25 protein-coding genes are annotated in these 25,496 nt (G+C 59.6%); 10 read left to right on the top strand and 15 right to left on the bottom strand.

Annotated elements, in window-relative coordinates:
- Positions 1-16: 16 nt before the first annotated feature.
- Positions 17-907, bottom strand: coding sequence for a DMT family transporter (locus RBB49_RS01400; RefSeq protein WP_306140864.1), 891 nt, complete (start codon positions 905-907; stop codon positions 17-19).
- A gap of 255 nt (positions 908-1,162) precedes the next feature.
- Here RBB49_RS01400 and RBB49_RS01395 point away from each other — a divergent pair, with 255 nt between their 5' ends.
- Complete coding sequence (locus RBB49_RS01395) at positions 1,163-3,322, top strand: malate synthase G (protein WP_306140863.1); 2,160 nt, start codon at positions 1,163-1,165, stop codon at positions 3,320-3,322.
- Positions 3,323-3,468: 146 nt separating this feature from the next.
- On the opposite strand, the gene RBB49_RS01390 is transcribed toward RBB49_RS01395, so the two are convergent.
- Complete coding sequence (locus RBB49_RS01390) at positions 3,469-4,317, bottom strand: LysR family transcriptional regulator (RefSeq protein ID WP_306140862.1); 849 nt, start codon at positions 4,315-4,317, stop codon at positions 3,469-3,471.
- Positions 4,318-4,429: 112 nt separating this feature from the next.
- Between RBB49_RS01390 and RBB49_RS01385 the strand changes: the two genes are divergently transcribed.
- Both RBB49_RS01385 and RBB49_RS01380 read left to right on the top strand, forming a co-directional pair.
- The gene (locus RBB49_RS01385) at positions 4,430-5,275 is read left to right on the top strand and encodes an alpha/beta fold hydrolase (protein ID WP_306140861.1); all 846 of its coding nucleotides are present in this window, start codon (positions 4,430-4,432) and stop codon (positions 5,273-5,275) included.
- Between the two features lie 42 nt (positions 5,276-5,317).
- Entirely contained in the window at positions 5,318-6,043 is a 726-nt protein-coding gene (locus tag RBB49_RS01380; RefSeq protein ID WP_306140860.1) for a haloacid dehalogenase type II, read from the top strand.
- A 1-nt stretch (position 6,044) separates the two neighbouring features.
- Here RBB49_RS01380 and RBB49_RS01375 read toward each other — a convergent pair whose 3' ends face one another.
- The 4 genes from RBB49_RS01375 to RBB49_RS01360 all read right to left on the bottom strand — a co-directional run bounded on the left by RBB49_RS01375 (position 6,045) and on the right by RBB49_RS01360 (position 9,988).
- Positions 6,045-7,022 carry a cyclic nucleotide-binding domain-containing protein gene (locus RBB49_RS01375; protein WP_306140859.1) on the bottom strand — a complete coding sequence of 326 codons (978 nt, stop codon included), beginning with the start codon at positions 7,020-7,022 and terminating at the stop codon, positions 6,045-6,047.
- A 3-nt stretch (positions 7,023-7,025) separates the two neighbouring features.
- On the bottom strand, positions 7,026-7,796 hold the full coding sequence (locus RBB49_RS01370; protein WP_306140858.1) for a sterol desaturase family protein: 771 nt from the start codon (positions 7,794-7,796) through the stop codon (positions 7,026-7,028).
- Between the two features lie 147 nt (positions 7,797-7,943).
- Positions 7,944-8,114, bottom strand: a complete 171-nt coding sequence (locus tag RBB49_RS01365; RefSeq protein WP_306140857.1) for a hypothetical protein — start codon at positions 8,112-8,114, stop codon at positions 7,944-7,946.
- Positions 8,111-9,988: a bifunctional sugar phosphate isomerase/epimerase/4-hydroxyphenylpyruvate dioxygenase family protein gene (locus tag RBB49_RS01360; protein ID WP_306140856.1), complete on the bottom strand. Its 1,878-nt coding sequence runs from the start codon at positions 9,986-9,988 to the stop codon at positions 8,111-8,113. The genes RBB49_RS01365 and RBB49_RS01360 overlap by 4 nt, the downstream gene beginning before the upstream one ends.
- A gap of 103 nt (positions 9,989-10,091) precedes the next feature.
- On the opposite strand from RBB49_RS01360, the gene RBB49_RS01355 reads away from it, so the two are divergent.
- Complete coding sequence (locus tag RBB49_RS01355) at positions 10,092-10,742, top strand: TetR/AcrR family transcriptional regulator (RefSeq protein ID WP_306140855.1); 651 nt, start codon at positions 10,092-10,094, stop codon at positions 10,740-10,742.
- Between the two features lie 14 nt (positions 10,743-10,756).
- Here the strand turns inward: RBB49_RS01355 and RBB49_RS01350 are convergent, their stop codons facing one another.
- From RBB49_RS01350 to RBB49_RS01340, 3 genes are read right to left on the bottom strand one after another with little or no spacing between them, the layout of a single operon-like run.
- Entirely contained in the window at positions 10,757-11,968 is a 1,212-nt protein-coding gene (locus RBB49_RS01350; RefSeq protein WP_306140854.1) for a mandelate racemase/muconate lactonizing enzyme family protein, read from the bottom strand.
- Positions 11,969-11,978: 10 nt separating this feature from the next.
- Positions 11,979-13,466 (bottom strand): aldehyde dehydrogenase family protein, encoded by a 1,488-nt coding sequence (locus RBB49_RS01345; protein ID WP_306140853.1) that lies wholly within the window; start codon positions 13,464-13,466, stop codon positions 11,979-11,981.
- Positions 13,463-15,079 carry a GMC family oxidoreductase gene (locus RBB49_RS01340; RefSeq protein ID WP_306140851.1) on the bottom strand — a complete coding sequence of 539 codons (1,617 nt, stop codon included), beginning with the start codon at positions 15,077-15,079 and terminating at the stop codon, positions 13,463-13,465. The genes RBB49_RS01345 and RBB49_RS01340 overlap by 4 nt, the downstream gene beginning before the upstream one ends.
- Positions 15,080-15,235: 156 nt before the next feature.
- On the opposite strand from RBB49_RS01340, the gene RBB49_RS01335 reads away from it, so the two are divergent.
- Positions 15,236-16,132, top strand: a complete 897-nt coding sequence (locus tag RBB49_RS01335; protein WP_306140850.1) for a LysR family transcriptional regulator — start codon at positions 15,236-15,238, stop codon at positions 16,130-16,132.
- Between the two features lie 24 nt (positions 16,133-16,156).
- Here RBB49_RS01335 and RBB49_RS01330 read toward each other — a convergent pair whose 3' ends face one another.
- Entirely contained in the window at positions 16,157-18,538 is a 2,382-nt protein-coding gene (locus RBB49_RS01330) for a fatty acid cis/trans isomerase (RefSeq protein WP_306140849.1), read from the bottom strand.
- Between the two features lie 5 nt (positions 18,539-18,543).
- Positions 18,544-18,777 (bottom strand): hypothetical protein, encoded by a 234-nt coding sequence (locus tag RBB49_RS01325; protein WP_306140848.1) that lies wholly within the window; start codon positions 18,775-18,777, stop codon positions 18,544-18,546.
- A gap of 229 nt (positions 18,778-19,006) precedes the next feature.
- Here RBB49_RS01325 and RBB49_RS01320 point away from each other — a divergent pair, with 229 nt between their 5' ends.
- Together RBB49_RS01320 and RBB49_RS01315 are read left to right on the top strand one after the other, a co-directional pair.
- Positions 19,007-20,332: an FAD-binding oxidoreductase gene (locus tag RBB49_RS01320; RefSeq protein ID WP_306140847.1), complete on the top strand. Its 1,326-nt coding sequence runs from the start codon at positions 19,007-19,009 to the stop codon at positions 20,330-20,332.
- Position 20,333: 1 nt separating this feature from the next.
- Complete coding sequence (locus RBB49_RS01315) at positions 20,334-21,656, top strand: FAD-binding oxidoreductase (RefSeq protein WP_306140846.1); 1,323 nt, start codon at positions 20,334-20,336, stop codon at positions 21,654-21,656.
- 94 nt (positions 21,657-21,750) lie between these two features.
- On the opposite strand, the gene RBB49_RS01310 is transcribed toward RBB49_RS01315, so the two are convergent.
- Positions 21,751-22,146, bottom strand: coding sequence for a hypothetical protein (locus tag RBB49_RS01310; protein ID WP_306140845.1), 396 nt, complete (start codon positions 22,144-22,146; stop codon positions 21,751-21,753).
- A 251-nt stretch (positions 22,147-22,397) separates the two neighbouring features.
- On the opposite strand from RBB49_RS01310, the gene RBB49_RS01305 reads away from it, so the two are divergent.
- Positions 22,398-22,889 carry a ClbS/DfsB family four-helix bundle protein gene (locus RBB49_RS01305; protein ID WP_306140844.1) on the top strand — a complete coding sequence of 164 codons (492 nt, stop codon included), beginning with the start codon at positions 22,398-22,400 and terminating at the stop codon, positions 22,887-22,889.
- Between the two features lie 51 nt (positions 22,890-22,940).
- Here RBB49_RS01305 and RBB49_RS01300 read toward each other — a convergent pair whose 3' ends face one another.
- The 3 genes from RBB49_RS01300 to RBB49_RS01290 are packed head-to-tail and all read right to left on the bottom strand — an operon-like array spanning position 22,941 to position 24,481.
- The gene (locus RBB49_RS01300) at positions 22,941-23,627 is read right to left on the bottom strand and encodes a GNAT family N-acetyltransferase (protein WP_306140843.1); all 687 of its coding nucleotides are present in this window, start codon (positions 23,625-23,627) and stop codon (positions 22,941-22,943) included.
- Positions 23,628-23,954 (bottom strand): antibiotic biosynthesis monooxygenase, encoded by a 327-nt coding sequence (locus RBB49_RS01295; RefSeq protein ID WP_306140842.1) that lies wholly within the window; start codon positions 23,952-23,954, stop codon positions 23,628-23,630.
- Positions 23,951-24,481 carry a MarR family winged helix-turn-helix transcriptional regulator gene (locus RBB49_RS01290; RefSeq protein WP_306140841.1) on the bottom strand — a complete coding sequence of 177 codons (531 nt, stop codon included), beginning with the start codon at positions 24,479-24,481 and terminating at the stop codon, positions 23,951-23,953. Before RBB49_RS01290 ends, RBB49_RS01295 begins: the two co-directional genes overlap by 4 nt.
- A 90-nt stretch (positions 24,482-24,571) precedes the next feature.
- Here RBB49_RS01290 and RBB49_RS01285 point away from each other — a divergent pair, with 90 nt between their 5' ends.
- Positions 24,572-24,934 carry a helix-turn-helix transcriptional regulator gene (locus RBB49_RS01285; protein WP_306140840.1) on the top strand — a complete coding sequence of 121 codons (363 nt, stop codon included), beginning with the start codon at positions 24,572-24,574 and terminating at the stop codon, positions 24,932-24,934.
- Between the two features lies 1 nt (position 24,935).
- On the top strand, positions 24,936-25,427 hold the full coding sequence (locus tag RBB49_RS01280; protein WP_306140839.1) for an SRPBCC domain-containing protein: 492 nt from the start codon (positions 24,936-24,938) through the stop codon (positions 25,425-25,427).
- Positions 25,428-25,496 lie beyond the last annotated feature (69 nt).

Below are 25,496 nucleotides of genomic sequence, written 5' to 3'. Positions count from 1 at the left end.
TATTTGGCACTTGCTTTCAGGCCGCAGGGGCCGCCTTGCGCTCCGAAAGCCAGATCCCGCCCAGAACCAGGACGAGGGCAACGCCGTGGTGCGTCCTGAATTGTTCGCCGAGGATCGAAACGGCGAGCACAGCAGCAAAGATCGGAACGAGATTGACGAAAACCCCGGCGCGCGCCGGCCCGATGAGGTCGACACCCCGCATGAAGAAGATCTGCGAAAGGCAGGACGGAAAAACGGCGATGTAAAGCACGACCAGCCAGCCGTCGAAAGTCGGCCACTTTGCCGTTCCGGTCGAGACTTCAAAGATCATGCCGGGGATCGACGCCAGCACGGATATGGCCGACAGAACGGCAAAGAAGGTCAGACCGGAGACTTTCGGACGGTTCCTCAGGGCAAGCGCATAGCTTGAATAGAGAAGACACGACAGCAGCATGTAACCGTCGCCCGGGTTGACGGCCAGTGACATGAGAACTTCAAGGCTCCCCTGTGCCGCGATCATGGTCACCCCCACCAGGGTCAGCAGAATGCCGAGCACCTGCAGAACCCGGACTTTCGTCCCGAAGAAAATCACCGAACCGATCAGGACGATGATCGGCATGGACCCCTGGATAATGCCCAGATTGACGGCTGTTGTCTGGGTTGCCGCGACATAGAACAGCGAGTTGAACCCGACAAACCCGAACGCGGCCATCAGGATCATGCGCGGCAGATACGGGCGCATGATGTGCCAGTCGGCCCGGATCCGGGTCCAGCACAGCGGCACGAGAATGCCGGCGACCAGCACCCAGCGCAAGAACACCACCATCATCGGGGAGACCTCGCCGACGGCAAGGCGGCCGGCAACCGTGTTGCCGCCCCAGAAAAGGGTGGTGAGCGTCAGCATGACAAAGGCATTGCCATATGTCATGTCGCCGAATCTTCGAGCTATCGCGAACATGCAGGGCCTGGAAAGCGGAACAGTCTGGAGAAGACACCGGTATAGGATCAGCCGTTGGACGGAAAGCCAAATCTTCGCTCCGGATGCGCGATTTCAGATATAATAATGTTTATTTTTTCCGTTTTGGAAAAAGTCATGCGTTTTCTTGAGCAATTGACGAATGGCACGGAACGCCCCAAAACACCGTTAAATGACAATACTCGAGCCATGCGCCTGGAGATACGAATGACTGCCCGAACAAATGCCCACGGATTGCAAGTTGCCGACGTTCTTTTTGACTTCGTGAACAGTCAGGTCTTGCCGGGAACGGGAATAGACCAGGATCATTTCTGGAGCAGCCTGTCGTCCCTCGTTCATGATCTTGCGCCGCGCAACAGGGCGCTGCTGCAAAGACGAGATGCGCTTCAGGAAAAGATCGACGCCTGGCACAAGGCCAATCCGGGAACGCCCGACATGGCCACCTACAAGGCTTTCCTGACAGATATCGGCTATCTCGTGCCCCAGGGCGACGACTTCGGCGTTGGCACGGCGAGGGTCGATCCGGAAATCGGGTCTGTCGCCGGCCCGCAGCTTGTCGTGCCGGTCATGAACGCACGCTACGCGCTCAACGCGGCAAACGCACGCTGGGGCTCCCTCTACGATGCGCTTTACGGCACCGATGCCATGGGGTCGAAGCCGGCACCGGGAGGGTTCGACCCTGACCGCGGTGCAGAGGTGATCGCCTATGCCCGCAAGGTTCTCGATGAGGCGGTACCGCTTTCAGCCGGCAGCTGGACGGACGCGACGGGCTTTGCCATCGGCGACGAGGCACTGGTCGTGAAGACGGCAGGCGGCAGTGTCTCCCTGGCGGACCCGGCGCAGTTCGCCGGCTATTCCGGCGACACCGATGGGCCGTACAAGATCCTTCTGGTCAAGAACGGCCTTCATCTGGAAATCAACATCGATGCGCAGCATCCGATCGGCAAGACGGACGCGGCACACATCTCTGACGTCGTGCTTGAATCGGCCATGTCCACGATCATGGACTGCGAGGACTCCGTTGCCGCTGTCGACGCGGAGGACAAGGTCGTTGTCTACGGCAACTGGCTGGGCCTGATGAAGGGAGACCTTGAGGATACGTTCGAAAAGGGTGGCAAGTCGGTCACGCGCCGGCTGAATGGCGACCGGAACTATACGGCTCCGGATGGCAGTGCTCTGACGCTCCATGGCCGCTCGCTTCTTCTGGTGCGCAATGTCGGCCACCTGATGACCATCGACGCGGTGCTGGACAAGGACGGCAACGAGGTTCCGGAAGGCCTTCTCGACGGCATGATCACCTCTCTGATCGCGCTGCATGACATTGGCCCGAATGGCGGCAACATCAATAGCCGGGCAGGGTCGGTCTATATCGTGAAGCCGAAGATGCATGGCCCGGAAGAAGTCGCGTTCGCTTCGGAGATCTTCGACCGGATCGAAGACGCACTCGGCCTTGAGCGGAACACGCTCAAGATGGGCATCATGGATGAGGAGCGTCGCACGACGATCAACCTCAAGGAGTGTATCCGTCAGGCAAAGGACCGCGTTTTCTTCATCAATACCGGTTTCCTCGATCGCACCGGCGACGAGATGCACACGTCGATGGAAGCCGGCCCGATGATCCGCAAGGGCGACATGAAAGCCTCCACCTGGATCGGTGCCTACGAAAACAACAATGTCGATGTCGGCCTTGCCTGCGGCCTGCCGGGGCATGCGCAGATCGGCAAGGGCATGTGGGCGATGCCGGACCTGATGCAGGCGATGCTGGAACAGAAGATCGGGCATCCGATGTCCGGCGCCAACACCGCCTGGGTGCCGTCCCCGACGGCCGCGACCCTGCACGCGCTTCATTACTACCAGGTCTCGGTCGCGAACCGCCAGGCAGAGCTCAGGTCACGTGACGCCGCCAAGGTTGAGGACATCCTCTCCATCCCCGTTGCCGAACGTCCGAACTGGGCTCCGGCTGATATTCAGGCCGAACTCGACAACAATGCACAGGGCATTCTTGGTTATGTCGTGCGCTGGGTCGAACAGGGCATCGGCTGCTCCAAGGTTCCGGACATCAACAATGTCGGCCTGATGGAGGACCGCGCGACCTTGCGGATTTCGTCCCAGCATATCGCCAACTGGCTGCATCATGGCGTGGCGACGAAAGAGCAGGTCATGGAAACCATGAAACGCATGGCCGCCGTCGTTGACGAACAGAATGCCGGCGACCCGCTTTACCGGCCGATGGCCGCCGATTTCGACAATTCTGTCGCCTTCCAGGCCGCCTGCGAACTTGTCATCGAAGGCACCAGCCAGCCGAACGGATACACGGAGCCGGTGCTTCACCGCCGCCGGATCGAGTTTAAATCCAAAGCGGCCTGATCTGGCCAAGCGCCGGCACCTGAAGCGCCGATGACGGAAAATTCACGGCGGCTGCTGAACCTTGCAGCCGCCGTTTGTTTTGAGGGCTTGCGTTCCGAGATTGCGTGCGCCTCAATCTAACCGGCAATGCGCAACGGGATGGCCGACTAGACTTCCTTGGCAATCTCGCTGATCAACGCGTCGACAGCCGGACTGCGCGCGCCGTCCTGAACCCGGGCGATGTAGGTGATGTCGGGGGGCGTGGGAAACACGCCCGCTATCGTGGCGATATCCGGGGTGACATGCAGTCCGTTCAAAAGCGCGACGCCAAGACCCGACCTGACTGCCGACTGAATGCCCGCAGCGCTCGGGCATTCCAGAACGTTTTCGAACCGATGACCCGCTGATAGGCCTTCTGAAAAGGCCCAGACCTTGTAAAAGCAGTTGCTGTCAAACGACAGGAACGGAATGCGATCACTCGTATCCAGGACAAGGTCTTTTGAGCGGACCCAGTGAAGCGTGTCCTCAAAAAGGATCAGATCACCGGGCTGAACGTCCTTCTTGAAGATCTGCATCACCGCAAGGTCGAGTTCGCCCGCCTGCAGCCAGTCCTGAACACACAGGCTCTGGCTCGCGCGTGTGTGCACCGTGATTTCGGGGAAGAGCCGTGTGAACCGGCCGAGGATCCGGGCAACGCCGCTTGTCGTCGTGTCCTCGGTCATGCCGAGCCGGATCGTACCTGAAACCGGGCGTTTTCGCAGCGAGGCGAGGGCCTCGTCATGCAGATCGACAATCCGGCTTGCATAGGTCTTGAGGCGTTCGCCATCTTCCGTCAGAAGCGGAGCTCCCGTGCGTCTGGTCAAAAGCTCGCAATCAAGGTTTTGCTCCAGCCGCCTGATCTTGTGGCTGACCGCCGACTGGGACACGCACAGATGTTCGGCGGCCCTTGTGACGCCGCCCTGCTGCACGATCGTCAGCAACGCGCGCAGGGCATCGATCTCCAGACGTTCCGGCATGTTTGAGCCTTTCATGACAAAAGTAGATTGAAGTATGACATTCATTCATTTGCGTCATAACATAGATGCGCGCTAGGAGTTTGGAAAGACCTCATGCCACGGAGCGGCACACATGCATCTCGTCAATGACCACACGCTGATCGGCAACACCCGCATTGCGCACGGGACGCATGGCGAAGGTTCGCCTGTCGTTCTGATCCACGGAACACCGTCCTCGTCCTATATCTGGCGCAACATTGTCCCGCCGCTGGTGGAGGCGGGGTATCGGGTTCATGTTTACGATCTCCTCGGCTTCGGGCTGTCGGAACGCCCCTGGAACCCGGATGTCGATACGTCCGTCACCGGTCAGGTGCCGATCCTGGAAGGGTTGCTGCAGCACTGGGGTCTGGACGATTTCCACCTCATTGCGCATGACATCGGTGGTGCGGTCGCACAGCGCCTTGGCATCCAGTCGCCGGAACGGCTCCGGTCCCTGACCATGATCGACACGGTGTCATTCGATTCCTGGCCGTCAAAGCGCACGAACGAGCAGATGAAGAACGGTCTTGAGCACCTCATCAAGGCCGGTGACGACGAACACAGACGGCACTTCCACGACTGGCTGCGGAGCACCGTGCACGAACCGGACGGATTGGATGAAACAGCGGCTGCCATTTACCTGGACTTCATTTCCGGCCCGATAGGTCAGGGAAGTCTCTTCCAGCATCAGGTCCGTCACTACGAGGCGCGCCACACTCAGGATGTGGCGGACCGCCTGCACGAACTGGGCAGGCTTCCGGTCCAGCTGATCTGGGGAGCTGATGACGCCTGGCAGGTCGTCGACTGGGCGCACAGGCTTCACGCGGCGATCCCGGGCTCGGAGCTGCATGTTCTAGAAAACTGCGGGCACTTTGCGATGGAAGATCAGCCTGAAAGGATTTCCGGCCTTCTGGTCGATTTCCTGGATCGGCAAAAGTGACACGCCGCGCACCAGCACATTTTCTCAAGATCGGATCACCTCATGAAACTCTCTGATTTCAAGGCCCTCACATTTGACGTCTACGGCACGCTTATCGACTGGGAAAGCGGCATGGTAACCGGGCTGAAACCGCTGACGGACAAGGTCAGCCGGCACCTGAGCCGGGACGACATTCTGGAGGCGCATGCCTATCACGAATCCACCAGCCAGCGCTGGACACCGGCGAAGAAGTATTCGGACCTGCTGGGCGTGGTCTATCGGCGTCTCGCCGAAGAGTGGGGCGTCGAAGTGACCTGGGAGGAGTGTGCCGCCTATGGCCTGTCCGTGCGCCAGTGGCCGGCCTTCGACGACAGCAGGGACGCGCTGGCCTACCTGAAGGAACACTTCAGGCTGATCGTGCTGACAAACACCGACAATGTCAGCTTCTCCGGTTCCAACGCCCGCCTCGGTATCTCTTTCGACGGTGTCTACACCGCCGAGGATGTGGGCAGCTACAAGCCCGCCGATCGCAATTTCGAATACATGCTTGAAACGCTCGCCCGAAACGGCATCGCCAAAAACGAAATCCTGCACACCGCCGAAAGCATGTTCCATGATCATGCACCTGCCAACAAGCACGGTCTTGCGAACTGCTGGATTTACCGCCGTCATGACAAGGAAGGTTTCGGCGCAACCATGAACCCGGGAGAAATGCCGAGCTACGATTTCCGTTTCGACAGCATGGCGGACCTCGTCAAGGCCCACAAGCAGGAACTGGCTGCCGGCTGATCTAGCGCCAGCGATTGCGTCTCAGGCGTTCGTCGATGGGAATGCGGGCGTGGTACTCCGCGACATCGAGCACCATTGGAACGGAGAGTCCGTTCTCGTAGTGGACAAACTCTTCCGCCGATTGCCGGAACTTCATCGTCGCGTAGAAGCGCGCGAGATCCGGAACGCAGTCGATGTAGATCTCGCGAATGCCCGAAGCCTGCACGAAAGTTGCGATGCCTGCGAAGATCCGCATATACGTCGCGCCGCCGCGCCATTTCTCCGGGATCGCATATTTGGTGATGACGCAGGTCTTGTGCGGATGGTGTTCGGACGTGCCCATGCCGTAGAGATCCGGCAGGATCGAGAGACCGCCATGCTTTGCGAGATTGACCCGCGCGGTCCCCGCGTCTTCGCCTTCGTAGACCGCGATAAAACTGGTTCCGTGCTCATCGAGCGGATCGATCAGCATGCGCGCATCATGGTCGGCGTAGGGGGATGGCCGCCTGAATTCCCCGCAATAGACCTCGTAGCGCAGCCGTTGCGCGCGGATCATGAGGTCTTCGGTGTTGCACTGGAAGACTTCGAGGGCAGGGGGATCAGCCGTTTCAAAGTCGTCCATCAGGACGGTGTTCTGCTGCAATCGCGCGCGCATGAGCTTTGCAAGATATCTGGAGAAGGCGGCTGCCATGTCCGGTCGCCTTGTTTCCAGAAGTTCCAGTTCCTTGCGGCCGATGCCGAGCGCACGAACGTCCGTGAGCGTCTCCACGCGGGCAGACGCGCCGCTCCCGGTCAGGAACCCGATTTCACCAAGGATCGTGTTGCGCGCCGATGTAATCATGGTTGACGCGTCGCCCTGCTCGAACCTGATTTCCACCTCGCCTTCAAGCACGAGCAGCATGTCGCCGGCAAAGCCGCCTTCATAGCGCAGCACGTGTCCGGGCGGGAATGCGCGCTCTTCGCAGATGGAGATCAGCTGGCTCAGAATATCGGGATCCATGGATCAGCTCCCGTCCGGTTCGGCCACGGTCTCCTTGAGCGACGTCAGCGGTTTTTTCTCCACGACCACGCGCTCGAAGACGGCTTCCGAGTCGGGCCACTCCGTTCCGAACAACCGGTCCAGAAAGCGTGTGCCAAGGCCATAATTCCCCGTGTACCGGGAGTGATGCAGGGCATGGTACACCGTTGACGTGATGTACTTCCCTTTGACTTTCATGAAGTTTTCCGACCGGATCTCGTAGTTGGCGTGCCCATAGGAGTTGATCACCAGGTAAAGCGCAAACCAGGTCGCGATGCCGAAGAAGTTCAGCGGCATCAGGAACTGGTCGACAAGGGCGAGCGCCCCGAGAATGCCGAGGTCGAAAATGAGCTTTTCCCAGAACGAGAAGGAAAGCGCCGTGAACGGGCTGGAGAGCCGGCTCCGGTGATGCTCGGCATGGATCCAGTGGAGCGACTTCAGGTGAAAAGCGCGATGGGACGAATAGTGCCAGATTTCCGCCCAGACAGCGGTCAGGAGAAGACTGCCGAAGAAACCGGTGACCGACCTGTTGTCGAAAAGGCCAAGGAGCAGGAACACCATCAGCATGAGCGCATGCAAGGGCGTGTGCAGGGAGTTTTTCAACTCACGCCGCACCTGCGGGTCCTTGATGGGAAGATTGTAGATCCGGTCGCGTGACAGATCGACTTCGTAGTCCTCAACGCTTAACCAGAACAGGGCCATCAGGTGGCCGATGACGGCGATCAGGCAAAGCATTGCCGCTTCCGCTGCATCCATTTTCGCCCCCCACTCGTTTTGTTTCTCCTGGCGTCGAGATCCTGAGGCTAGGAAAATCATTGTCACCGGTCAAGCGGCGTGAAGGGCTTAGTCTTTTGGAATATAGGCGGTTTTGGCGATTGAATGACGTAGGGCCACCCACCGTCCTCAAACGTCGGCTCGGATTGAGTCCTCGTTGTGAGACGCAATGGCAGCGTGAATGAAGCGAACGCCTGCTTCTCCATCCCCGACACGTGGCAAACCGAACCAGCCGGCCGGGCTCGCGATGTTTTTCCAGCTGCGACCGAAACCGATCAGGCCCACCTTGAGGTGTCTCACGGCTTTTCCTGCCGCATCAGCCGCTTCATGGCGGCCGTCCGGAACGGCGCGTTCGGCCCGCCATAACCGGAGTAGTTTCCCGTCCGTTGAACGATTTCGAAGAAAAAACCGCCGGCCAGCGGACGGCTATAGATCTGATAGAACGCGCCTTGGTCGTCTTCGTCGTAGAGAACACCCGATTGCTTCAGGCGCTGGATTTCCGGATCGTCGAATCCAAAGCGGGCCGCGAGATCGTCGTAGTAATTGTCCGGCAACTCCAGTGGCTCAAATCCTCTTGCCTCGAGCACTGCGGCAGTTGCGAAAATATCGGCGCATGAAAAGGCGATGTGCTGGACGGCCGACGCGGCGCGGTCCGCGATGAATTGCCCGGCAAGCGTGTCCTTTGAGTCCGCACCGTTCAATGTCAGGCGAAAGCTTCCGTCGGATGCTTCGATCACCTGGCTGCGCACGATGCCGCCAGGGTCGACCACGTCAAAGACCGGACGTTTGTTCAGGGCGAACTGTGCCGTATAGAAAAGCGACCAGCTCAGCATCTCGGCATAGTCCATCGTCTGCGCGATGTGATCGACCGTCTGAAGCAGTCCTGCATCCCCACCGCTTTCAACCGGCTTGAACTCCACATCCCAGACGTCGGAAAGTCCGCTTGGTTCGTCAAGCAGATGCATGATCGACCCGCTGACGGCATGGATCGCCGGCAGCGCCATTTCCCCGTCGTTAAGCGGCTGGTGAAAAGGTTCTGCGCCAAGGCGCGTGGCGCGGTCCACGGCTGCATTTGCATTGTCGACCCGCAGGCCAATGTCGCAAACGCCAAGGCCATGCTTCTTAAGGCAGGCACGTGCGAACCCGTTGCCGTCCTTGTTGATGACAATCCGGATGCCGCCCTGCTGCCAGACGGCAACCGATTTGTTGATGTGCTGCGCCGCCAGGCGAAACCCGAGCGATGCCAGAAGCTGTTCGAATTCCGCACCTGATGTTTCATCTGCCGTGAACTCGATGAACTCGACCCGCTCGATACGCGGGCGTTCGGGCATCGGCTGAATGCCGATCCGGGAATGCGGAGCTTCCCGCTCAACATCGTCGGCAAGCGCCATCAGCGACCTGTAGCCGTCGCACGCGATCATTTCGGGACTGCCGCCCCGAAACTGATCGTTGAAGATTTCCAGGGAAATCGGACCGTCATATCCGGTTGCGGCAACGGCTTTCAGGAAGGCTGTCACGTCGAGATCGCCTTCTCCCGGCATGTTCCTGAAATGGCGCGACCAGTAGAGCAGGTCCATGTCGATTTGCGGTGCGTCGGCAAGCTGGACGAAGAAGATCCGGTCACCGGGGATCGACTGGAGACTGTCGGGTGAGAGTTTGCGCCCAAGCGTATGGAAACTGTCGACGATCAGACCGATGGTCGGATGATCTGCCCGGCGCACGACTTCCCAGGCGTCGCGGTGGTCGTTGATGTAACGGCCCCAGGCCAGCGCTTCATAGCCGACGCGCACGCCGTGCGCGCGGGCGATGTCTCCCAGCTCGGCCAGATCGGACGCGGCCCGGTCAATGCCCCCGAGTGCCTTTGGATGTACGCTCGAACAGATCAGAACCAGATCGGTCCCGAGGTTGTTCATGACGTCGAACTTGCGCTTCGCGCGCTCGAAAGCGCGGCTACGCTGGGGATCGGGCAAACCTTCGAAATCGCGGAGGGGTTGAAACAGCAGAATTTCTAGCCCATGGTCGCGGACCATTTTTCCGACATCCGTAGCGCCACCGTCATGTGCGATGAAATCCTGTTCAAAGATCTCGATACCGTCAAAGCCGGCGGCGGAAATCGCGGCCAGCTTGCGCGGCAGGTCACCGGCAATGGATACCGTCGCAATCGACGTCTTCACCGCGTCGTCCTCCTCCAAAGCGCGCACCGGACTATCGGGTGAACAGAATGTACCAAAAGGTTAATTTGTCAATGATCAATTCTCTTAAGAGCGGTTCAGGCGCGTGAAAAGGAACGAGGGAGAGCGCAAGTCGAGCTGGAAGCAGGACCCGGAAGGCGTCAAGGCGGACATACTGGCCGTGGCCACATCCGTATTCGCCGAATCCGGTTTTTCAGGCGCGCGGATCGACGAGATCATCCGGCGCACGAAATCGTCGAAGCGGATGATCTATTACTATTTCGGTGACAAGAGCGGCCTCTATGCCAAGGTTCTGGAAGCAGCATACGCGCGGCTGAGAAAGGGCGAGGGGCAACTCGACCTGCAGGCGTTGCCGCCTTTGGACGCTCTTGCGAAGCTGGCAGCCTTCACCTTCGACTTCCACCGGGAAAACCCGGAATATATTCGGCTGATTACGATCGAGAACATTCATCACGGCAAGCACCTGAAGCAGTCCGAAACAATCCCGAAGCTGAACAGCCAGATCATCACCGGCCTGGAGGAGCTTTGCCGCCGCGGTATCGGGGAAGGCACGTTCAGGGAAGATGTCGATCCACTGGAACTTCACTGGACCATCTCGGCATTCTGCGTTTTCAACATCTCCAACAGGGCGACGTTCTCGCACCTTTATGGCGATGACCTTTTCACGGACGCCGGCCAGGAAAGACTGCGCGCGCGGCTGGTTTCCATGGTGCTTGACGCGGTGCGTGCGTCATAAGTCACACCGTCTCTTCAAAGTGGCAGCGCCGGAGTTTCCTGCAGACCCAGATGCAGGTCATCGCCTTCGTAAGGATGCGCGCGGGCAACCTCTTCGTTGAGGTCGGAGCCGAGCCCCGGTTCGGTTGAGGGAATGACGTAGCCGTCCTGCCAACGGATCGGCGACTTCAGAAGCTCCGCGTAGAACCCGTCGAAGGTGCGGATCGATTCCAGAACCAGAAAATTCGGGCTGCAGGTGGCGAGCTGGATGTTGGCGAGCGCGACCAGAGGGCCGCAATAGAGATGTGGCGCGACCTGGGCGGAATGACACTCGGCCATCGCGGCGATTTTCTTGGCTTCGAGCAGACCTCCGACACGGCCGAGATTCATCTGCAAAATGCTGGCGGCCTTCGTTTCCAGAACGCGCGAGAACTCGTACTTGGTGCACAGCCGCTCGCCGGTCGCAACTGGTATCGACGTATAGCGGGCGACCTCGGCCATGTCTTCCGGTTTTTCAGGCGGGATCGGCTCCTCGAACCAGAGCGGGTCGTAGGCTTCCAGCCGCCGGGCCATGCGTTTGGCTCCGGAAACGGTGAATTGTCCATGGGTGCCGAAAAGGAGATCGGCCCTGTCGCCGACGGCCTCCCGGATCTTGCGGCAGAACGCTTCGGAGCGGTCCAGATCCTGAAGGCTCGGCTGGTGTCCGTCATAGATCGTGTAAGGCCCGGCCGGATCGAACTTTACCGCGGTAAATCCCTGTTCGACGGCGGCCATGGCGGCCTCGGCGGCGATGTCCGGATCATTGTAGACATTGGGCTTGTCCGGGTCCGGATAGACATCCCCGGCCTTTGGGTAAAGGTAGGTATAGGAGCGGAGCCTTTCATGAACCCTGCCGCCCAAGAGTTCGTATGCCGGTTTCCCCGCCGCCTTGCCGACAATGTCCCAGCAGGCCATCTCCAGACCGGACAGAACACCCATGACCGAAACATCCGGGCGCTGCGTGTAACCGGCGCCATAGGTCCTGTGCCACAGCAACTCGATATGGTGCGGGTCCTGGCCTTCGAACTGCCGCTTGAAAACATCTTCCGCCATCGCGGCGACCAGGTGCGGCCCGAAAGTCGCGTTGTAGATCTCGCCGTAGCCGGTGATGCCGCAGGACGTCACCAGCTTCACGAAGATGAAGTAGCGTCCGCCGTGGCGCGGTGGCGGATTTCCGACGACAAAGGTCTCGATTTGATCGAGTTTCATGAAACGGTTCTCAACTCGCGTTGCTGATCGTGATCGACTTCACCTTGGTATAGGCATCCAGTCCTTCCCAGCCCTTTTCGCGGCCGTATCCGGACTTCTTGTTGCCCCCGAAAGGCAACTCCAGGCCGCCGGCCCAATAGTCGTTGACGGAAACCTGACCGCAATCCATTGCATTCGCAACCCGCATCGCGCGCCCGACATCCCGTGTATAGACACTTGCAACGAGCCCGAATTCCGTACCGTTGGCAAGCCGGACGGCTTCTTCCTCGGTCTCGAAATTCTGTACCGAAAGCACCGGACCGAAGATTTCGTCCTGGACGGCCGGATCATCGGGGCCGAGATCTGCAATCACCGTCGGCTGGAAGAACCAGCCCTTGCCGGTGTCTGCGTCGACAGTAACGTCACCGCCGGTCAAGAGGTTCGCACCCCGGGCTTTCGCCGCCTCGACATGCGCCTTGATGCGGGACAGATGCAGGTCCGAATTGATCGCCCCCATGTCGGGTGAAGACAGTCCGTGTCCGGGTCTGATGGATTTTGCACGCTCGGCCAGGATCGCAAGCACATCGTCCCGGATCGCCTTGTGCAGGATCAGCCGCGACCCGGCAGAACAGATCTGACCGGAATTGGAAAAAATAGCCCAGTAGGACCCGTCGGCGACCTTCTCCGGATCTGCGTCCTCGAAGGCGATCAGGGGTGACTTGCCACCGAGTTCAAGCGTGAGCCGGGTGACATTGGGCGCGGCCATTTGCGCGACGTTGATGCCGGTGGAAACGGAACCGGTGAAGGTGAGCTGCTTGATCCTTGGATCGCGTGCCAGTTGCGCACCGATATCGCTTCCAAGGCCGGTAACGACGTTCACAAGGCCTTCCGGAACACCTGCCTCGCACAGAAGTTCCGCCATGATCAGCGCCGTGAACGGCGTCGTCTCCGCCGGTTTTGCAACCACGGAGCAACCAGCCGCAAGCGCCGGAGCCACACCGCGTGCAAAGGTGGATGTCGGATAGTTCCAGGGAATGATATGCCCGGTGACACCGACCGGTTCGCGCACCGTGAAGGCGGTATGATCCGGCCCCAGATTGACCGACCGGCCGTCGAGCTTGTCGGCAGCGCCGGCATAAAATTCGAACAGCCGTGCGGAAGACTGCACATCGCCCTGCGCCTCGGCAAGGGTCTTGCCGCTGTCGATAACCTCGATGACGGAAAGGCGATCGGCGTTTTCGCGGAAAAGGCGGGCGACATTGTTGAGGATCGTGCACCGTTCTCCCGGCGAAACCTGCCGCCAGCGGGCCGCCGCCTTTTCCGCCGACGCGATCGCCCTGTCCATGTCGGAGGTCTCGCCAAGCGAGAATTCCGCGAAGGCCTCGGCTCGTCCCGGATCGAAACTTTCCATTTTCTTCGGCGACGGAGGTGTCGTCCTGCCGTCGATGAAGTGGCCGTCGGGAAGGCCCGGAAAGCTGCCGGTCTTCAGATAGTCCCGGGCGATTGTGTTGGCTGTCATGTCGCGGCTCGTTTCAGGTCTTGCAGGATAAGGTCGGCCCCTTTCAGGGCGAGCATCATGGTCGGGGCATTTGTATTGCCAGAAGTGATATTGGGAAAGGCTGAGGCGTCGACAACACGCAAACGATCAACACCGTGCACGCTGAGGCGGCTGTCGATGACGGCCGTATCCCGGTTTTCGCCCATCATGCAGGTCGACACCGGATGATAGACCGTGCTCGCCCGATCCCGGAAATCGGCAAGCAACGCGTCATCGTCAAGGCTTTCAAGACGCGGCTCGAGCGATGTTTCGACGACACCGCGCATCGATTGGCTGGCCATGATGTTCTGACAGAGACGGCCGCCGGCGACCACGGACCTCCGGTCTGCTTCCGTGCTGAGCGAATTCGGCTGAATGCGCGGTGCAACGGCGGTATCGGCGGTCTTGATTTCAACGCGTCCACGGCTCGTCGGCCGGGTCGGCTGGGCGCAGATGATGAACCCGTTGAATGGATCGAGCGCCAGTCTGGTCTGCCTGCCGCCCTGGGTTACGCGGTAGCTGATCGGATTGAAATAGAGCTGCTGGTCCGGCCGGTCCATGTTCGGATCGGACCTCAGGAACCCGCCGCATTGATTGACCGAAAGCGCAAGCGGCCCGCGCCGGGTGAAAGCGTATTGCAAGGCCGCAAGTGCCTGGCCGGCAAGCGGCCGCAAGACGGAATTCAGTGTGCGTTCCCTGGCCCGGAAAGTGTAGGTCGCCGTCAGATGATCCTGAAGATTGGCGCCGACATTGTCATTGGCGCAGATGACCGGAACCTTGAGGGACTGCAATAACCGCCCGGGACCGATGCCGGAGACCTGCAGCAGGTGCGGAGAGCCGATGGCACCGGCGGATAGAATGACTTCATGCCTTGCAGCGAACCGGGATCCGTCAGCAAGCAGAACACCTGTGGCTGTCGTTTCTTCAAATAGGACGCGGCTTACCTGCGTCTCGGTGCGCAGCACAAGATTGGACCGTGCGAGGGCAGGCCGCAGAAACGCACGCGCGGACGAGCAGCGTTCACCGTTTTGCGTGTTGATGTGGTAGACGCCCCCGCCTTCGGGGAACGCGCCATTGAAGTCATCCGATCTCGGCAACCCGGTTTCTTCAAGCGCGGCGAAAAAATGCCGGTTCAGCGGGTGTATCTGATCGGAAGTGTCCTGAACATGGATCGATCCGGTGCCCGTCTTTTCACCACGTCGCCCGACTTTGGTTTCCAGCCGCTCGAAAACGGGTTTGACGTCAGCCCAGCCCCATCCGTGTGCGCCCGCGCGCGCCCAGTCGTCGAAGTCGCCGGGGAGACCGCGGCAATACACCATCGCATTGATGGAGCCGGACCCCCCGAGCATCTTGCCGCGCGGCCACGAGAGGCTGCGTCCGTTCAGCCCGGTGTCGGGATCAGTCTGGAATTGCCATGTGTGTTTTTCACTGGTGACGAGTTTTGCATATCCGAGCGGCAGGCGAACCCAGGGCGATGAATCGCGCCCGCCTGCTTCCAGCAATAGCACGGAGATTTCGGGATCGGCGCTCAGGCGTTCGGCCAGAATGCATCCGGCTGACCCGGCACCCACAATGATGTAGTCGAAGGTTTCCAATGCGTCATCGCCGGATAATTGGTGTTTGCACGGGATATTCATCGCATTCGGAAAAAGGTCAAAACGAAAAAAAATTTGGCTGTATGTTGAAAAATTTTGTAGGAAGGCGTTGCCTGCAAACGCGAATATTTGCACAGCCAGTGTCGGAAAGTGTTTATGTCATACAGTCTTCCACCCTTGCCTTGGCTGCGTGCGTTCGAGGCCGCGGCACGGCTCGGAAACTTTACCAGAGCGGCCGAAGAGCTGTTGCTGACACCGGCAGCCGTCAGCTATCAGGTGCGGCAGCTGGAGCAGAGGCTTGGCTTTCCGCTTTTTGACAGGGTGCACCGGGAACTGGTCCTGACCCGGCTTGGCCAGACCTACCTGCCGAGTGTCGAGAAGGCGTTCTCGGACTTGTCCATCGCAACCGTTTCAGTCTTTGGAGACCGCGACCGCCAGCCTGTCCGCTTCCGCTGTCTCAACAGTTTCGGCCACCTTTGGATGATCCCGAGATTGAGGTCCTTCCAGCAGGCGTTTCCAGGCATCGAACTGCAGATGATTTCGGCAGCCTGGGCTGAAACCCTTCAGCCGGATCTCTTTGAAATCGACATTCGTTTCGGGGACGGCAGCTGGGGCGATGGTCATGTGACGTTTCTGCTGAATGATCCGATCATCCCGGTGTGTCATCCCGGCCTTGCGCTGGCGAGCAAGGAAAAGGATCTGCCGGCGCTGGCAAAAGCGCCTCGTCTCGACATCATGGGTGTCATCGACACATGGGAGAGTTTCTTCAGAACATTCGGGCATCCGGTTCCGCAGCGTACCGGGCTTCAGGTCGATCAGACACTGTCCGCGCTGGAGCTTGCCGCCCTCGGCCACGGACACGCGCTCGTTCTGCAAAGCCTTGCGCAACCGTATCTTGACAGCGGCCGTCTGATCGTGTCGTCAAGCCGCAGGATCACGAGCCGCCACAGCTATCACCTGGTGACCTCCGGGCCCCGTCAGGCCCTGAGCCAGGATGCCGCGATTTTCTGCAAGTGGCTGATCGATGAGCTGTCAGGAAGCGGTGCTCAATGACGTCCGGTCCGGTAACCAAGCCGCTCAGTCGAAGGAGAATGTGAATTCGAACAGCCGCTCGATCGGGTCCAGCGGCTTGGGGTCATTGTAGCGGTTGATGTCGAGCAGACCCGCTTGAACCGCATCCTGATCGTTGAGTTCGGACTGGATCAGATCGATGCTCTCCCAGAACCTGGGGTCGGTTCGCCGGATTCCGTAGGCCGCGATCACGTTCAGATAGTCCCGCTGGCTGCGGATTGCCCTGACGCCGGTCACGAAATCCGGTACCTCTGCGGCTTTCATCCGGAAAATGAAGTTCGGATAGCTGCTGAACTGCCCCTTCACGATCGTGAGTTCGTCCTGTTCCGGTTCCCGGCGCAGATCTTCGTTGAAGATGAAGGCGACGTTGCTGTGCGCCATGTCATGCGCAATCGTGAAGGCTTGCCTCTTGCCGCCGTCCTCGACAACGAGAACCGAAACGTCAGGCATGAACTTCGCCCATGGCGCGGGTTGCTGGCTCAAGCCACGAAGATGGCCGGCGGCAGATGCCGTGTCGGCGCATGCATCGCCGGCGCAACGGTTGATCGGATCGCTCTGCGACCAGAGCCGAGGCGCAATGGTCAAAAGCCGTGTCAGAAACTCTGTCTTGGGTCTGTCGGTCTGAAAACGGATTCCCGTCGGCGTCGTGTCGTCGATGGGGCTTTCCTTCCAGAGATCGAGCAGGCTGGCCAGCGGCCCCTTGTACCAGCTGTCGTGAAGGGCATCGCGCCGGTTGGCGGGCAGAAAGTAGAGGAACATGCGTTCGCCTTCCCGGCGAAGATTGTCCATGTACATGCGCGTGGTCAGTTGATGCTCGACATTGCCGAACACGTCGAACCCGGCAACAAGATCATAGTAGATCCGCTCAAAGAGCGGGAAGTCGATAACCCAGGCGGTTTTCGGGATCGCCCCTTCAAAGCCGGTGACGACCGAAGCCGAGGAGAAGTTCCTGTAGATCGTCAGGCGGGCGTTTGTGTTGGTGCCGTCTCCATCCCAGATGTCCGAGTAGGTCAGGCCGCCGTCTTTTGCCGCTTTCCGCGCGTAGCGCTCCTGACGGAAGGTCTGATACTTGAGTGGCCCGACCAGAAGAAAACTCTTCAGCCGTTCCGACATCTTGTCGTCTGAAAGGGCGACGGGCAGTTCCAGGACGGGAATGGCGTCGGCAAGAAAACTCGGATCCGTGACGGAGAGATCCGCATCGGGGTCAAGGAAGGATACCCAGAACCGGTCCTGAATGACATTCACCGCAACCTGACCGTAACAGACCGGTCCGCGGATGAAGGTGCGCACGAAGAAAAGGGCATCGTCCAGCAGAAACTGGTACCTGCTGCGCGCCGGAATCGCCCTGAAGGTTGAAAGCGGATTGCCGCCAGCTTCCTTCGAGTATGGCGGAAGGTTCTCAAGATCCCAGTCCGGTGCGAAGAACAGGTCTTGATAGCGGGCCAGTCGGTCAGCCCCGATCTCGTAGACGATATGTTCCTTGTGCAGGATCGTGCCGTCTATCGGAATGAGGCGGTAGAAGAACGAGCCGCCAGGGTCGTCGAAGGGTCGCCGGGACGGGATTTCTTCATGTGGCTCTCCTGGCGGCGTGCGCGACCGGATCAAACGGAAGAAACGTCTCGGGTCATCCCCTTCAATGTGCAGATGGGCGAGGAACAGATGTTCATAAAGGTAGCGCGCGACCAGCTTCGATCTCAGCGTGTCCGTGTTGAAGAACGTCTCGACCTTGTTGACGCTGTCGGCGACGTGACCGGGGACCTCGGCGGTTTTGCCCACAGCCGGCGAGCCGTCGGCGGCCCAGGCCAGAAGTGTCTGAAAATCTGCCTCGGGCAGCGGTGCGGTTGCGAACGGCATGCCGCCGTATCTGTGGTCGGACAGGTAGTCCTTGATCTCCCCGGGAGCCGGACAACTGTTGCGGCGCAGTGGACTGATGTTCAGCTCGTCGGGAAGGGCTTTTCCCAGTTCAAAGGTCTGCCGTCGTCCGGCCTTCAGCAACTGTTCCAGGACGGACGCACCGCCTTGATCTGCCGTAACCGGGAAAAACCCTTTTTGCCGCCATTCGGGCACGGTTGTCGCGTCGATGCCGAGGCGCGTGGTCGGAGCATCCTCCAGCCGCTTGGAATCGTAGACCCTTGCCTTCGTTGCCCCGCGTTGCCAACCGTCGGGAGACGACAGTTTCAACTGACAGGGCGCGTCGTAACACCCGTGGCAAACGACACAGCGCTTGTTCAGGGTGTCCTGCACGGATGCATGTGGAACCGAAACCGCTTCGCTGGCATCGGCCGTGCTCGGGACTGCCCACGGCCCTGCAGAAACCAGGAAAATCCCGAGCATCGCGGCTGCCAGCCTCGCTCCGCTCAGGATCCCGTGTGCGAACAACCAGCGCATCGTCTCTATTGCGCCTCGTCTTCACGCGCCTCTGCGGAGGCTTCTGAGGCGGCCGCGTCGGAGCCTTTGTATGCATACAGGTAACACCAGGCCGCGTAGGCCGTGACTGCCCCAATGATGCTTCCCCATCCCGTGTTGCCCATCGCAAATTCCACGACCGTCCAGACACCACAGAAGACAACGAGTACGACGCGCCGCCAGAGCGGATCGAGCCAGGGGTGTTCAGCGGGTCCCAACACAGTTTCGCCTTCCTTTTGGGTCATTTGGAAATGATCATGTCATCAGTCCTGCCCGGGCTGTCAAGGGCCAGTGTTGACGTCGGGTGAGTTCCAAGAGCTTGCAAATTCAAGCGAAACTTACGCGAAGAAAGTCGATTTTCGTCTTGAAGTTGGCACCTGAACGCGGGAAGGTGGCGGCCTTGTTTCAGTTCAACACCGGGTTTCAGTTTACGGGAGCTGGCGGTCCGCGATGCTAACAGCGCTAGATCTCCTGACGGCAAATGACACGCCGGGCCAGCACGCACCTTCCTATTATGCCGCGACTGCGAACTGGACGACGAACAATCCGCCTCTCGATGGGTCCCGAAACTGTCAGGTGTGCATTGTCGGTGGTGGGTACACCGGTCTGTCGGCCGCGTTGCACCTGGCCCAACGCGGGATTGACGTTGTGCTTCTGGAGGCCAACAGGATTGGCTGGGGCGCATCGGGCCGCAACGGCGGCCAGGTCGGTTCCGGCCAGCGCGTGGAACAGACCGTTCTGGAAGAACGGCACGGCAAGGCTCATGCAAAGTTGCTCTGGGATCTGGCGGAACAATCCAAGGCGCTTGTTCGGGATCTGATTTCCCGCCACGAAATCGCTTGTGACTATGCACCGGGCATCCTGCATGCCGATCATCGCAGATCCTATGTTGAGGAAAGCCGGGACCATGTCGAGCATCTCCGGCTTACATATGGATATGAGGACATTCGTTTCATCGACGGCGATGAAATCGGAAATCTTGTCGGCAGTCCGCGTTACTTTGGCGGATCACTCGACATGGGCGCCGGACATCTTCATCCGCTGAACTTCGCACTCGGGCTTGGCCGTGCGGCGGAAGCGGCCGGCGCGAAGATTTTCGAGGAAACAAAAGTCACCGGGATAGACGGCAAGGGAAGCGGCAGGATCACGGTCAGAACCGGGCAGGGCGATGTCACCGCCGACCATCTCGTTCTTGCCTGCAACGGCTATCTTGGCAGGCTCGAGCGAAAGACCGCCGCCCATGTCATGCCGATCAACAATTTCATCGTTGCGACGGAACCCTTTTCGGATGGGGAAGCGGAACGGATCATTCGCGGCAACGTCGCCGTTGCCGACAGCAAGTTCGTGATCAACTATTTCCGGTTGTCCGCAGACCGGCGCCTGCTCTTTGGCGGCGGTGAAAACTACGGTTACCGTTTCCCGGAGGACATAAGAACCTTTGTCCGCGCTCCCCTGGAAGAAATTTATCCTCAGCTCAAGAATGTCGGTCTTGACTACGGCTGGGGCGGAACGCTGGCCATAACGCCAAGGCGCATGCCCTATTTTGCACGGCCTGCACCGAACATCCTGACTGCTTCCGGCTATTCCGGGCACGGTGTTGCCATGGCAACGCTCGGCGGCCAGATCCTGGCTGAAACCGTTGCCGGGACGGCGGGGCGGTTCGATGTCTTTGAAAAACTGGACATTCCGGCATTTCCAGGCGGTGATCGTCTGCGCTTTCCGCTTCTGGTTCTTGCAATGACCTGGTTTTCGCTTCGCGACAGGCTGGGGATCTGAGATGCTGCAGCAGGCCAAGCCACCGCGCGAGGTGATCGGCAGTTACTGGGAAGCCAGTGTCGATCAGCCGCGTCTCGACCGCCAACTGATGGGCAATGCCCTGTTCGACGTTGCCGTTGTCGGTGCGGGATATGCAGGTCTCAGCGCGGCGCTGAAACTTGCCCGGAGTGGCGTATCCGTGTGCGTGCTGGAAGCCGAGCATGTCGGATATGGTGCTTCGGGACGCAATGGCGGCTTCTGCTGTATCGGTGGAACGACGCTCGACCAGCATCAGCTGATCAGAAAATTCGGCCTCGATGAGGCGCGCAGGTTCCTTGCCTACCAGGTTGCGGGGATCAATCTGGTCGCTCAGAGACTTGAAGCTTGGGGTGTCGATGCCGATTGCCATTCAAGCGGAGAAACGGTTCTTGCGCATCGCCCGAGGGATGCCGAAACGCTGAAATCAGAAGCAGATTTCCTCAAGGAAAACTTCGGGATGAAGGCGCGCCTGCTGTCAAAGGAAGCGCTCGGCGAAGAAGGGTACGGCGGCGCCGGTTTCCACGGCGGCATGCACGTGCCTTACGGATTTGCGCTGAACCCGATGAAGTATGTTCTTGCCCTCGCAGGCGAATTGCGCAAGGCGGGCGGCAGCATCTTCGGCAAATCGCCCGTCACGAACCTGACCCGGGACGGGGAGCGCTGGCATCTTGAAACCGAACACGGATATGTCCGTGCAAGAAAAGTTGTCCTTGCAGGCAACGGTTACGCCCGAGAAACTGCGCCGAAATGGCTCTACGGCCGGACGCTTCCGGCCATGTCGTCCATTCAGGTGACGCGGCCCTTGAGCGACGGTGAATTGGCCGATCAGGGATGGACGTCGCAGACCATGGCAGCCGATACCCGCGTTCTGCTTCACTACTTCCGGCTTTTGCCGGACAGGCGGTTCCTTTTCGGAACGCGCGGAGGCATTTTCGAAACCGAGCCCGCGCTGACAACCATGCGAAAGCATGCTCGCTCGGACTTCGAGTCCATGTTTCCGGCATGGGCGGACGTCGAGACCGAGTACAGCTGGCACGGCAACGTCTGCCTGGCGCGCGCACTCACGCCTTTTGTCGGCGCGGTGCCGGGTATGGAAGGCGTCTATGCAGCGCTCGGCTGGCACGGAAGCGGCATCGCCATGGCCTCCATTTCCGGCGAAAAGCTTGCCGGACTGATCACGGGGGCACTGACGCAGGATGATCTGCCTGTACCGTTGCGGCAGCCACTGAAGAAGTTTCCCTTGCCGCTGTTTCGCAAGCTTTATCTGCAAGGCGCCTACTGGTTCTACGGCTGGAAGGATCGCTAGGTCAGAGCTGTTTCCGATCAGTTTGGATCATTTGACCGCGACCCGTTTTCGCGCTGGGAGACGCCTGGATCCGCCGCGTCTCACCACGCATCCCTCACTTCACATCAATGATGTATTTGTTGCTGACGTTCCGGATTTTTGCAGTCCCGTATGTGTGCATGTCCATGACGAACCTGACGCGGAACACATCCTCGCCGCGGAAGCCACGGTTCGGTTTGTAGACCACAAGAGTTCCCTTGACGGTCTTGCCGGCGCAGCGGCCCGCTTTCTCGTTGAGCTTGCTGCTGACCTGCTGGAAGGAAACGCTGCCGTTTTTCGGGGCTTGCGTGACCTTCATCTTCGGAATGGTGCCACCCTCGCACATAGGGCCGTAGGTTGCGTGGGCTCCGACCACTGATGTTTTGTTGGCGGGGACTGTTTCCCGGATCGTGTCTGCCTGGGCGACTGCCGGAACGAGCAGAACCAGGAGCGAGAGAGCAAATGAACGCATTGTCTTGCCTTGTGATTTTATACAATAATGTATTTCCTATTAAATGCGCTTTTTGATTGCAATGAGTCGATGTCGGACGCGCTGGTTTTGATGGAGCTTTGTTGCATAAGTGCAACTAAAGATGGCAGGAATCTCGTGCGGCGCGTTTGACTTTTCGCCCGAAGCACCGGTTCGGGAACACCCCTTTTTTGTTTCAAGTCAATGCCGCCTGGTGTGGATCGCGCTTTGCTTTCAGGATCAGGGAGGGCCGCGTGGCAGCATCGACAAAACAGGACCTTCTGGCACTGACCGGAATGGAATACCGCAAGCTCCGCAACATGCTGGATACCTTGCCGGAAAAGCTGAGGCTGGCAGCCGATGACGACGGTGTTTCGCCGAAGGACATTGTCGGGCACCGGGCCCATTGGATCGAGCTGTTTCACGGCTGGTATCTGGGGGGTCAGGCGGGCAATCCGGTCGATTTTCCCGCCAGCGGCTACAAGTGGAACGAGCTCAAACGCTACAACGCGGATCTGCGCCAACGGCAATCCGGCCTGAACTGGGACGACGCCGTTGCGCTGCTGGAGGTTCGACACGGCGAACTTCTGGAGTTCCTGCAAAGCCTGTCGCAGGAAGAACTCTATGGGGCCCCGATGAAGGGCGGCAAGAATGCCTGGACGACAGGCCGCTGGGCGGAGGCCGCCGGGCCAAGTCACTACCGGTCGGCGGCGAAATATCTGAGGCAGAGACTAAAGACATCTTAGCGGGACAAGGCGGAACGTATTCACCAGCTACCGCGAGGTGTCCCGCGCCGGTCAGGGGCGCCGGCGGACGACCGCAACATTGACCTCGTTCCAGATTTCAAATCCGAGTTTCCGGTAAAGCGCGATGGCGCCATGATTGTCCGCATAGGCATGGAGAAACGGTGTGTCGCCGTCCGCCCGTATTTTCGCGGCAACATGCAGCGTCAGCGCGCTTGCAAGGCCGCGCCCCTGAAAGTCGGGATGGGTACAAAGACCGCTGATTTCCCTATAGCCCGTCAGATTGAGCCGGGTTCCGCCCATCGCCGCAAGCCGGCCATCGTGCCTGACCCCAAAAAACGTTCCGAGTTCAGGCGTCCTGTTCGTGAACGGCCCGGGCTTCGTCAACTCCGCCAGCGCGACCATCTCCGGCACGTCCGCACGCGTCAACGGCCTGATTTCAACGTCTTCGGGAGATGATGCGACAGCTATTTTCTCGATCATCAGGACCCCGAGAGCGGTTTTCTCGGCAGCCAGACCGCTCGGGAGCCGTATCTCGTCCGCCTGCAGAAGGAACACAGGATCGTCCCCTGGCAGGATCAGCTCTTCAAGCGCTGCCAGGGACTCGTTTGATTCATCTTTCGCGGCGGCGAAGGGAGAAACAAGCGGATCAAAGCGGCGGGCCAAGCTGTTCCCTTGCGAGAACGCGCCCTGCCGGGTCGCAAGGGCGGACCATACCACGCGGTTGAGAAGATCGGTCATTCAGGGTTCCACCGGATTTGTCAGGGTCATTACTTCGTAGTGGGAAGCGGTCTCCTCCCAGCGGGCAAGGACCGCCCGGGCAGCATCCGGAACGTGGCTGCGCGCGTAGTCGGGACCCTGAAAGGCGACAATGTCGTCGATGCTTTTGAACGTCATGATGGTTGCGAATTCCACCTCGTTTGCATGGTCGCGCCGCAGAACCTCTATCCCGAGAAATCCGGGTAAGGACATGGCTTTGATCCCGGGAATGACGGTACCGGAAAGAACATTGAAGTACCGGTCCGCATTGTCCGGTGTGGTCCAGCCATGCCAGATGCGCTTTATCATCGCATGTTCTCCATTTTCGACATCAAATCTTCCCAATCCGGCAGTGGTTCGGCTGACCGCCGTGCCCGTAGCGACTGGGCCTCGAGAGCGTCTTCCAACTGGGTCAGCTGTTGCAGCAGGGAACCGTTCAGTCCGGAACAGGCGTCCGCGACCGCCAGGATGATTTCCGGCCAAAGGGTTTTTTGCAGATGCCGGACAAGAGCCTGGCCCTTGCCGGTCAGCGCGATCCTGGCGACGCGCCGGTCACTCGGGTCGGGCGAACCCTCGACCAGTCCGTCTGATTTCAGCTTGTTGACCATGCGCGTTACGCCCGGCTGGCTCAGGCCGACCGCATCGGTGAGACTGCCAACACTGAGTGGTCCGTATCGGTCGAGGGCCGCGAGGACCGGATGATGCGACGCCGGAAGGTTCAGTTCCTGCGACCGTGCGCTGATTTCCTGGGTCTGCGCCTGCAGTTTCTCGCCCATCCGTTTCAACCGGCTGCCGAGTGTTCCGTAGCCAAGTGCCCGGACAATGTCTTCCGTCATCGGGATCTCCAATTTAGATAACAAGTAATATAACAAGTTATACAAAACAAGGGCCTTGACAGATTTGACGAAAAGAATAACCATTAAGTTATGGAACAAGTTGGTTATATAAAGGGCGACTCCTCCCTCGATGCGGTCTTTGCCGCGTTGTCAGACCCGACTCGCAGGGCGATTCTGACGCGCTTGGCGGCAGGAGAGGCATCCGTCAACGAAATCGCGGAACCGTTCGACATGAGCCAGCCGGCGGTCTCCAAGCATTTGAAAGTGCTGGAGCGTGCGGGCCTGATCATGCGTGGTGCAGACCGGCAGCGCAGGCCGGCGAGGCTCAATGCGGTGCCCATGAAGGAGGCCGTCGCCTGGCTGGAAGAATTCAAGACGTTCTGGTCATCGAGCTTCGATCAGCTCGACGCTTTGCTCGATGAGCTGAAAAACACGGAAAAATGGGAGAAATAGCGTGTCCTTGCCTGAGTATGTTCTGGAAAGACGTTTCAATGCACCGCGTGAGCTTGTCTGGCGAACCTGGACGGAGCCGGCGCTGCTGTCCCGCTGGTACGGTCCCGGCGTGGAAACGGTCATTCACAAGCTGGATGTCAGGCCGGGCGGGCTTTGGCTGAACGAGATGAGATTTGGCGGCGGCTCACACTACCAGAGGGTCGAATACACCGAGGTCGTCGAACCGGAAAAGCTTGTCTGGCTGCATTCCGTTTCGGACGAAAACTGGGACCCGTCTTCCAATCCGATGATGCCTGACTGGCCGAGGACGCTTCTGACGACCGTCACCTTCACCGAGGCGGGCGAGGACACCGAAATGCGTCTCGTGTGGACGCCGCATGACGCGACCGATGCCGAAATATCCTGCTTTGCCGGTGCCATCAGCGGCCTCGACCAGGGCTGGGGCAAGGGTATGGAGATGCTGGCCGAGCTGCTGGGAGAGCTCAAGAACTGATCTTCGGCAAGCGCCGCTCGCCGAAAGGCGAGCGGCAGCCCGGAAAGGGCACCGGGCAACTCGGGCTGC

This window comes from Roseibium sp. MMSF_3412 (assembly GCF_030733265.1).
Classification (GTDB): domain Bacteria; phylum Pseudomonadota; class Alphaproteobacteria; order Rhizobiales; family Stappiaceae; genus Roseibium.
This window is presented reverse-complemented; position numbering and strand designations above follow the sequence as displayed.